This window comes from Rhodococcus sp. R1101 (assembly GCF_000278445.1).
Taxonomy (GTDB): domain Bacteria; phylum Actinomycetota; class Actinomycetes; order Mycobacteriales; family Mycobacteriaceae; genus Rhodococcus; species Rhodococcus gordoniae.
In genome coordinates this window covers 1-9,575 of sequence record NZ_AJVB01000114.1, presented here as the reverse complement: position 1 = coordinate 9,575, position 9,575 = coordinate 1, and the positions used below count along the sequence as shown (strand labels likewise).

The 9,575-nt window shown below is 68.2% G+C and carries 9 protein-coding genes; all 9 read left to right on the top strand.

Annotated elements, in window-relative coordinates; translation table 11 throughout:
* Positions 1–1,144: MFS transporter (locus tag R1101_RS26330; protein WP_016933299.1), on the top strand; the 1,144-nt coding region annotated here is incomplete at its 5' end.
* A gap of 5 nt (positions 1,145–1,149) precedes the next feature.
* Positions 1,150–2,049, top strand: coding sequence for an alpha/beta fold hydrolase (locus tag R1101_RS0109990; RefSeq protein WP_051017512.1), 900 nt, complete (start codon positions 1,150–1,152; stop codon positions 2,047–2,049).
* Positions 2,046–3,380, top strand: coding sequence for a D-inositol-3-phosphate glycosyltransferase (mshA, locus tag R1101_RS0109985; protein ID WP_016933297.1), 1,335 nt, complete (start codon positions 2,046–2,048; stop codon positions 3,378–3,380). The genes R1101_RS0109990 and mshA overlap by 4 nt, the downstream gene beginning before the upstream one ends.
* Positions 3,377–3,931 (top strand): YbjN domain-containing protein, encoded by a 555-nt coding sequence (locus R1101_RS0109980; RefSeq protein ID WP_016933296.1) that lies wholly within the window; start codon positions 3,377–3,379, stop codon positions 3,929–3,931. Before mshA ends, R1101_RS0109980 begins: the two co-directional genes overlap by 4 nt.
* 441 nt (positions 3,932–4,372) lie before the next feature.
* Entirely contained in the window at positions 4,373–4,702 is a 330-nt protein-coding gene (locus R1101_RS0109975; protein WP_026003099.1) for a transglycosylase family protein, read from the top strand.
* A 201-nt stretch (positions 4,703–4,903) separates the two neighbouring features.
* Positions 4,904–6,490, top strand: coding sequence for an AMP-binding protein (locus R1101_RS0109970; protein ID WP_016933294.1), 1,587 nt, complete (start codon positions 4,904–4,906; stop codon positions 6,488–6,490).
* A gap of 175 nt (positions 6,491–6,665) precedes the next feature.
* Positions 6,666–7,412 (top strand): phosphoglyceromutase, encoded by a 747-nt coding sequence (locus R1101_RS0109965; RefSeq protein WP_016933293.1) that lies wholly within the window; start codon positions 6,666–6,668, stop codon positions 7,410–7,412.
* A gap of 178 nt (positions 7,413–7,590) precedes the next feature.
* Positions 7,591–8,763, top strand: a complete 1,173-nt coding sequence (locus R1101_RS0109960) for a sensor histidine kinase (RefSeq protein ID WP_026003098.1) — start codon at positions 7,591–7,593, stop codon at positions 8,761–8,763.
* 61 nt (positions 8,764–8,824) lie between these two features.
* Positions 8,825–9,514 carry a response regulator transcription factor gene (locus R1101_RS0109955; protein ID WP_016933291.1) on the top strand — a complete coding sequence of 230 codons (690 nt, stop codon included), beginning with the start codon at positions 8,825–8,827 and terminating at the stop codon, positions 9,512–9,514.
* Positions 9,515–9,575: the final 61 nt, after the last annotated feature.

Sequence of the window (9,575 nt, the reverse complement as noted above, 5' to 3'; positions counted from 1 at the left end):
CGCAACCGCGTTCTGCCTGGCAGGATTCGTGGCGCGCCTGCCGATCGCGATGGTCGGGATCGGCATCGTCACGATGTTCTCGCAACTCGAGGGCAACTACGCGGTGGGCGGCGCATTGTCAGCGGTGTTCGCCCTGTCGTACGCCGCACTCACCCCGCTCGTCTCCCGCGCGGTCGACCGGTACGGCCAGCACAGAATCCTGCCCGCGGCCGCCCTCGTCAGTGCGGTCTCCACCCTCGCGATGCTCGCGGGCGTCCGTCTCGACGTGCCCACCGTGTGGCTGTTCGTCTGTGGGATCCCGGCAGGACTCATGCCCACGGTCGGTGCGATGGTGCGGGCCCGATGGACACAGCTCTACGGCGGTACCCCGCGGCTCCGCACCGCCTTCGCGCTCGAAGCGGTGGTCGACGAGGTGTGCTTCATCGTCGGCCCGGTGCTGTCGGTGGGCCTGAGCGTGGCGGTCTTCCCCGAGGCCGGTCCGCTGCTCGGTGCGGTGCTGTTGCTCGTCGGCACCGTGGCCCTCTCGGCCCAGCGCGGCACCGAGCCACCCGTGCGACCGCACGTCGAAGGTCGTGCGAGGACGAACATCCTGCGCATGCCCGTCCTCCTGTCGATCGTCGTCGTGATGGTCGCGATGGGTGTGATCTTCGGGGTGATCGACGTGGCGGCCGTCGCGTTCACCGCGGAACAGGGCGCCCCGGGATCCGCCACCCTGACGCTGGCGTTGTTCGCGACCGGTTCGGCGGTGAGCGGCCTGATCTTCGGTACCCGGGTGGGCCCGGGCGCCCCCACCCGTCAGTTGTTCGTCGCCACCGGCATTCTCGCGGTTCTGCTGTGCCCGCTGCTGCTCGCCGGCTCGGTGCCGATACTGACCGTGCTGTACTTCGTTGCCGGATGCGCGATCTCGCCCATCATGATCGTCGCGACGTCGCTGACCCAGCAGATCGTGCCGCCCGAACGGCTCACCGAGAGCATCACGTGGACGGTTGCGGGGCTCGGCGTCGGCGTCGCGGCGGGTTCTGCGCTGGTGGGTCAGGTCATCGACCGGGCCGGTGCCGGCACCGGATATCTCGTGGCGGTGGCCGCGGGCATCCTCGCGGTCACGTGCGCGGGCGGGATCCACATTCGGGCACGGTTAGAGTGACGCACATGGCAGTTCGTGAAGTGGCCGGCATCGACGGCACCTCCCTCGTGTATCGCGTATTCGGCTCCGACACGGCACCGGTCCTCGTGCTCGTCCACGGGTGGGCGCAGTCGTCGCGCTGCTGGGGCGACCGAGTCCTGGACGCGCTCGCCCGGGACTTCCGGGTGGTCGCCGTCGACCTGCGCGGACACGGTTACTCGCAGGCTTCCGAGACCGGATACGCGGACCGTGCCCTCTGGGCCGGTGATCTCGCCGCTGTCCTTGCCGCCGAGAGCGTCTCGGAGGCGAACCCGGCGGTGCTGCTCGGCTGGTCGTACGGCGGCCTGGTGATCTGCGACTATCTCGCCGAGCACGGCGCGGGAGCCGTCGCGGGGCTGGTTCTCGTGGGTGCCATCACGAGCATCGGCCGCGGCGAGAAGGGTGGACGCGTCGGTGCCTCGATGCGCGCCGCGATCCCCGCTGCGATGTCGGAGGACCCCGAGGAGGCGGTGCGCGCACTCGGCTCGTTCGGCAACGCGCTCACCGGTCCTGTCGAGGGCGGTGGTCTCCGCGAGGGCAAGGGCGCGGTGTCGCAGGCGCTGTTCGGTGCGAGTCTGTCCACCCCGCCGCGGGTACGTGCCGCCCTGTTCGATCGCGCGGTGGGCAACGACGACCTGCTCGCGGACCTGGAGGTGCCGGTTCTCCTCCTGCACGGCGACGCCGACTCGGTCGTCGACGTCTCCGCGGCGCACCATGCGGCGTCACTGCTGCGCCGCGTCACGACCTCGATCTGGGAGGGCGTCGACCACGGTCCGTTCGTCGAGGATCCGGACCGGTTCGTCGCCGAGGTCGGAGAGTTCGCTCGGACCGCGACGGCGGAGTCGACGACACGCGAAGATCGGCAGCAGGGCAGTATGGAGGGGTGACGTCCCAGCCCAGCCGCCCGCACCGCGTGGCCGTGCTCTCGGTCCACACCTCGCCGCTGGCGCAGCCCGGAACCGGGGACGCAGGCGGCATGAACGTGTACGTCCTGCAGACCGCTGTCGAGCTCGCGCGTCGCGGCGTGGAAGTCGAGATCTTCACCCGCGCGACCTCGTCGGCAGACCCGGCCGTGCAACAGGCCGCACCCGGGGTTCTCGTCCGCAACATCGAGGCCGGCCCGTTCGAAGGGCTCGACAAACACGATCTGCCGACGCAGCTGTGCGCCTTCGCCGCCGGTGTGCTGCGCGAGGAAGCGCGGCACCCGCAGGGCTACTACGACCTCGTGCACTCGCACTACTGGCTGTCCGGGCAGGTCGGCTGGCTCGCACGCGACCGCTGGGGTGTGCCGCTGGTGCACACCGCCCACACCCTCGCCGCGGTGAAGAACGCGTCGCTCGCCGCGGGCGACACCCCCGAACCCGCAGCCCGGCAGATCGGGGAGCAACAGGTCGTCGCGGAATCCGATCGGCTGGTGGCCAACACCGCCGACGAGGCAGGGCAGCTCGAACGTATCTACGGGGCCGATCCCGCGAAGATCGACGTCGTCGCCCCGGGTGCCGACCTCAATCGCTACCGGCCCGGCGACCGTGCGGCCGCTCGCGCAGAACTCGGACTCGACCCGCGTGAGACCGTTGTGGCGTTCGTGGGCCGTATCCAGCCGCTCAAGGCCCCCGACGTGTTGCTCGAGGCCGCCGCGCGAGCACTCGCCGACGACCCCGGCATGCCGTTGCGGGTGCTGGTCGTGGGAGGCCCGTCCGGAACCGGCCTCGAGCGGCCCGATGCGCTCATCGAACTCGCATCCGCGCTGGGCATCGCGTCGCGGGTCACCTTCCTCCCGCCGCAACCCCCGGACCGTCTGGCCCAGGTCTACCGGGCCGCCGATCTCGTTGCGGTGCCGAGCTATTCGGAGTCGTTCGGTCTCGTCGCGATCGAAGCGCAGGCATGCGGCACGCCCGTGCTGGCCGCGAACGTCGGTGGTCTCGGCGTCGCGGTGCGCGACGGGGAGACCGGCATGCTCGTCGACGGGCACCGCATCGACGACTGGGCGACCGCGCTGCGTTCTCTGGTGGGCGATCCCGATCGCCTCGCGCGATTCGCGGCGACCGCGCCCGTGCATGCGGAGTCCTTCTCGTGGGAACACACCGCAGAAGGCCTGCTCGACAGCTACCGCCGGGCGGGGATGCGCCGTAACCGGGGCTTCGGTACCGGCGAGCATTCGCTGCGGCGGCAGCGGGGAGTGTGGAAGTTGCGACGGACGAGGGGAGTCACCGCATGAGCGACCGGCTCATCGAATCGATCGAATCGACGCTGCGCGATCGCGGGCTCGAGTTCTCTGTCAAGGAGGGCGGGCACTTCGTCGTCAAGCTTCCGGGTGAGAAGAAGCTCGAGACGACCACTTTGCTCAGTGTCGGACGACACGGTGTGCGGGTCGAGGCATTCGTGTGCCGCAAACCGGACGAGAACTTCGAATCGGTGTACCGCTATCTGCTGCGCCGCAATCGGCGCCTCTACGGCGTGGCCTACACCCTCGACAAGGTCGGCGACATCTACCTGGTGGGACGCATCGCCGCGCACGCCGTGACCCCCGAGGAGATCGACGCGGTCCTCGGGCAGGTGCTCGAGGCGGCCGACCACGACTTCGACATCATTCTCGGCATCGGGTTCATCACGTCGATCAAGCGTGAATGGGAGTGGCGCGTCTCGCGCGGAGAGCCGCTGCGCAATCTCGAGCCGTTCCGTCACCTCATCGAGGGGGAGACCGGTACGCCGTTCGACCCCGAGACGGACGACGACGAACCCGAGGATCCGCGCGAAGCGAACGGGTGACACTCCACTCCGGCGTCGTTATCGCGCCGTGAACATGCCCGGTTCGAGAGGTCTGTACGGGCACATCGTGTGACCATCGCCACAAGTGCGATGTCCCGGAAACGCCCGGGAAACGGTGTGTTCCTGCGAGTCGACCTGGGGATTTCCCGAATGCCGCCGGGAGTTCTCGGACGGCCGTACCGGAAAATCGGTCCGTGACCTCGCCGTGATGAACCCTTACGGTCGATGTAGGCCCGATACCGACGGGCGTTACACACCGGCCCCGCAGCCGCTCGTTCCACCCCCGCGGGATTGTCGGATCCACAACCTGCCGAGGGGTGGAGCGAGAGAGCAACCGGGCGTGCGTCGAGCACCGCACCGTGTTGCCGGCACCGACCGTCCGCCTGTGTGGCGGATCCCTGGGTCGGGGGCCTCGCAAGCAGCCGGAAAGGATTCATCCACATGGCAAAGTTCACGATCAAGCGCGCCCTGGGCACCCTCGCTGCCTCCACTGCACTCGTTGCGACCCCGTTCGCTCTGGGTGCGGGTACCGCCAATGCCGCATCCGGCAACTGGGATGCCGTCGCACAGTGCGAGAGCGGTGGAAACTGGGCGACCAACACCGGCAACGGCTACTACGGCGGCCTGCAGTTCTCGCAGAGCACGTGGGAGGGTTACGGCGGCTCCGGATACGCCCACAACGCTTCGCGCGAGGAGCAGATCCGCGTCGCCGAGAACGTCCTCGACGGCCAGGGCGCCGGTGCATGGCCGGTGTGCGGTCAGTACCTCTGAGCGCAGCCCGAGCAGCTTCCGAACCCCGCGTGCGATTCGTCGCACGCGGGGTTCGTGCGCTCCCGGCAGGCCGGGCGTGGCCCGGCGCCCGGTGCAACCGGTATCCTCACAACGCCTGTGACCGGGTTCACATCACTGCGGTAGTGTGACCTCGACCGAAAGTCGGCACCGCGTGCCGGACAGAATGCTCGGAGGATGAGAATGAGTTTCCGTAGTCCCTTTCCCGACGTCGACATCCCGGCATCGAGTGTCTACGACTTCCTGTTCGGTTCGCTCGACGAGTCCGACCTCGCGCGACCCGCCCTGATCGACGGCGCGTCCGGCGCCGTGACGGACTACCGCACGCTCGTGGCCCACATCGATGCCGTGGCCGGGGCGCTGGCCGCCCGGGGCATCGGTGTCGGGAAGGTGGTCGGCCTGCTCGCGCCCAACGTGCCGGCCTTCGCCTCGGTCTTCCACGGCATCCTGCGGTCCGGAGCCACCGCGACCACGATCAACGCCCTCTACACGGCCGGTGAGATCTCGAAGCAGCTCGACGACTCGGGAGCCGTCGCACTGTTCACGGTCTCCCTGTTCCTGCCGCAGGCGAAGGAGGCCGCCGCGGCCGCCGGCATCCCCGACGAGCTGCTCATCGTGCTCGACGGCGCCGAGGGGCATCCCTCCCTGCGCGACCTGCTCACCGAGGGTGCACCGGCCCCCGCCGTCGAGTTCGATCCGGCGACTCACCTCGCAGTGTTGCCGTACTCCTCGGGCACGACCGGCCGGCCCAAGGGTGTGATGCTCACGCACCGCAATCTCGTGGCCAACGTCTCCCAGATCAACCCGCGCATGGGGATCGGCGCCGACGATCGCGTGCTCGCACTGCTGCCCTTCTTCCACATCTACGGCATGACGGTGCTGCTGAACGCCGCCCTCTGCAACCGTGCCTCGCTGGTGACGATGCCGAAGTTCGATCTCGTCGACTTCCTCACCTACATCTCGGAACACAAGTGCACGTACGTGTTCATCGCGCCGCCCGTCGCGGTCGCGCTCGCCAAGCACCCCCTCGTCGACCGGTACGACCTGTCGAGTGTGCATACGGTGTTCTCCGGTGCCGCACCGCTCGACAAGGAGCTCGCCGGCGCCGTCGCCGCCCGGCTCGGCTGCAACGTCCGGCAGGGCTACGGCATGTCGGAGATGTCGCCGGTGTCGCACGCAATCCCCTTCGACGACAACGACACCGAACTCGATTCGGTCGGTCCGACGATCGCGAACATGGAATGCAAGATCGTCGATCCCGCGACCGGTGAGGAGGTCGAGTACCCCACCGATGAGGGTGTCTCGGCGCCCGGCGAACTGTGGTGCAAGGGACCGAACGTCATGGTCGGCTACCTCGGCAACCCCGAGGCCACGTCCGACACCCTCGACGAGGACGGCTTCCTCCATACCGGTGATATCGCCACCGTCGACGCGAAGGGCGCCGTCCGGATCGTCGACAGGCTCAAGGAACTCATCAAGTACAAGGGCTACCAGGTACCGCCGGCCGAACTCGAGGCGCTGTTGCTCACTCATCCGCAGATCGCGGACGCCGCGGTGATCGGGGTCCGCGACGACGAGGGTGAGGAGGTCCCGAAGGCCTTCGTCGTCCGGCAGCAGGATTCGACGATCACCGAGGACGAGGTCATCGAGTTCGTGGCCGGGCGGGTCGCGCCGCACAAGAAGGTCCGGCAGGTGGAGTTCATCGACACGGTGCCGAAATCCTCTGCGGGCAAGATTCTCCGCAAGGATCTGCGTGCACTGAACGCCTGACATCTGCGGGGGTGTGGCTCCGGTGCCCGCCGCATCGGAGCCACACCTGTTTTCGATGCCCGTGGACCGCGGAGCACTGTGAACCAGCCTTTCTGGCAACGCACGTTGTCGGATATAGCCGACGATCGGGGGCGCCCGTGGCGAAATCGCCATCCGCGCGTGTCAGGATTGGGCCATGAGTATCGGAACACTTGTTCTGCTCCGCCACGGCGAGAGCGAATGGAATGCGATGAACCTGTTCACCGGCTGGGTGGACGTTCATCTGACCGACAAGGGGATCGCCGAGGGCAAGCGGGCCGGTGCCCTCCTCGCCGAGCACAACGTGCTTCCCGACGTCTCCTACACCTCCCTGCTGCGCCGCGCGATCAGCACCGCCAACTTCGCGCTCGACGCCGCCGACCGGCACTGGATCCCCGTCATCCGCGACTGGCGTCTCAACGAGCGCCACTACGGTGCGCTCCAGGGCAAGAACAAGTCCGAGATCAAGGACGAGTTCGGCGAGGAGCAGTTCATGCTGTGGCGTCGCAGCTACGACACCCCGCCGCCGCCGATCGAGCCGGGTTCGAAGTACAGCCAGGACGCCGACCCGCGCTACGCCGACGTCGACGAGGTTCCCCTCACGGAGTGCCTGAAGGACGTCGTCACCCGTCTGATCCCGTACTGGGAGTCGACGATCTCCCAGGACCTGCTCGCGGGCAAGACCGTGCTCGTCACCGCACACGGCAACTCGCTGCGCGCACTCGTCAAGCACCTCGACGGGATCTCCGACGACGACATCGCCGGCCTGAACATCCCGACGGGCATCCCGCTGCGCTACGACCTCGACGAGAACCTGCGTCCGCTGAACCCGGGCGGAACGTACCTCGATCCCGAGGCCGCGGCTGCCGGAGCGGCCGCGGTCGCGAACCAGGGCGCCAAGTAACAGTTCCGACAGGACCGACAACCGACCCCGTCGCCGGCCGGCGACGGGGTCGGTTGCGTCCGTGCCGGGCGAACAATCGGTGAACAACGCTCGAACAACCGAAAAATGCGGTGTGACGTGCGGGAAATGCCGGCTACCCGGTGTCCGGCGGGGTACCGGTGTCATTACGATTCCAAGTGTGAGTGTTACGCAGGCCGTCATGCTGGCCGTGGTCGCGGCGGTCCTCGGCGGGATCGTCACCGTCGCCGTCGGGAGGCTGGCGCAGCGCCGGGCGCACGGCAGCGACGACGCCGACCTCACGATGCTCGACGTGCTCGACGCCGTCGTCCACGGGTCGTCGACCGGGATCGCCGTGGTCGACAAGTTCCACGACGTCATCCTGTTCAATCCGAGGGCCGAGGAACTCGGACTCGTACGCAACCGTCTCATCGACGATCGTGCCTGGATCGCGGCCACCCGGGTTCTGGAGAGCCGCAAGCCTCTCGAACTCGACCTCGGTACGAAATCCTCGCTCGGACGGGACCGCCTCGCCGTGCGGTGCACGGTGCGGCCACTCCTCGACCGCGACCCGCGCTTCGTCGTGCTCTACGCCTTCGACGACTCCGAACAGGTCCGGATGGAAGCGACTCGCCGCGATTTCGTCGCCAACATCAGCCACGAACTCAAGACGCCGGTCGGGGCGATGGCGCTGCTCGCGGAGGCACTGCTCGAATCGGTCGACGATCCCGACACCGTCCGCCACTTCGGCGAGCGGGTGCAACGCGAGGCGACCCGCCTGGGCAACATGGTGACCGAGCTGATCGCCCTGTCCAGGCTGCAGGGCGCCGAGAAACTGCCCGACCTCGAAGTCGTGGACGTCGACACCGTGGTCACCGAAGCCCTCGAGCGGACACACCTGACCGCCGAGAACGCCTCCATCACGATCAGCACCGACCGGCCGAGCGGGTACGAGGTGCTCGGCGACCGGACACTGCTCGTCAGCGCCCTGACCAATCTCATCGAGAACGCCATCGCCTATTCGCCGGCGGGCTCACCGGTGTCGATCAGCAGGTCGCTGCGCGACGGCAAGGTCGCGATGGCCGTCACCGACCGGGGGATCGGTATCGCGAAGGAAGACCAGGAACGGGTCTTCGAGCGTTTCTTCCGCGTCGACAAGGCCCGCTCGCGGGCCACCGGGGGCACCGGCCTCGGGCTGGCCATCGTCAAGCACGTGGCCGCGAACCACCACGGCGAGATCACCCTGTGGAGCAAGCCGGGCACCGGCTCCACCTTCACCCTGCTCGTTCCCGCCCATGTCGAGGACAGCGACGACGAGACCGTCGAACGCACCGAGAAGGCGGTCGGATCGTGACACAGACCCCACCCGGGCTCCCGGGCGGACGGATATCGAGAAACAGACGGAGGACCAGTTCGTGACGCGTGTGCTGATCGTCGAGGACGAGGAATCGTTGGCGGATCCGCTCGCCTTCCTGCTGCGCAAGGAAGGGTTCGAGACGACGATCGCAGGCGACGGTCCCTCGGCCCTCGCCGAGTTCGACCGGCAGGGCGCCGATATCGTCCTGCTCGATCTGATGCTCCCCGGAATGAGCGGCACCGACGTGTGCAAACAACTACGGACCCGCTCGGGTGTTCCGGTCATCATGGTCACGGCCCGCGACAGCGAGATCGACAAGGTCGTCGGGCTCGAACTCGGTGCCGACGACTACGTCACCAAGCCGTACTCGGCCCGCGAGCTCATCGCACGGATCAGGGCGGTCCTGCGGCGTGGGGCCGACACCGAGAGCGAGACCGCGCCGGACGACGGACTGCTCGAGGCCGGCCCGGTGCGGATGGACGTCGACCGTCATGTCGTCCACGTCGACGGAGAACCGATCGCCCTGCCGCTCAAGGAATTCGACCTGCTCGAATACCTCCTGCGCAATTCGGGACGGGTGCTCACCCGAGGTCAGCTCATCGACCGGGTCTGGGGCGCCGACTACGTCGGCGACACCAAGACCCTCGACGTCCACGTCAAGCGACTGCGCTCGAAGATCGAGCAGGACCCGGCCAAGCCGCGCCACCTCGTGACGGTGCGCGGCCTCGGTTACAAGCTCGAGGCCTGACCGTCTCCCGCTTGTGCTGCCGACGTCGCGGGATGGATCGCGACGAGACCGAGTCCCTGGC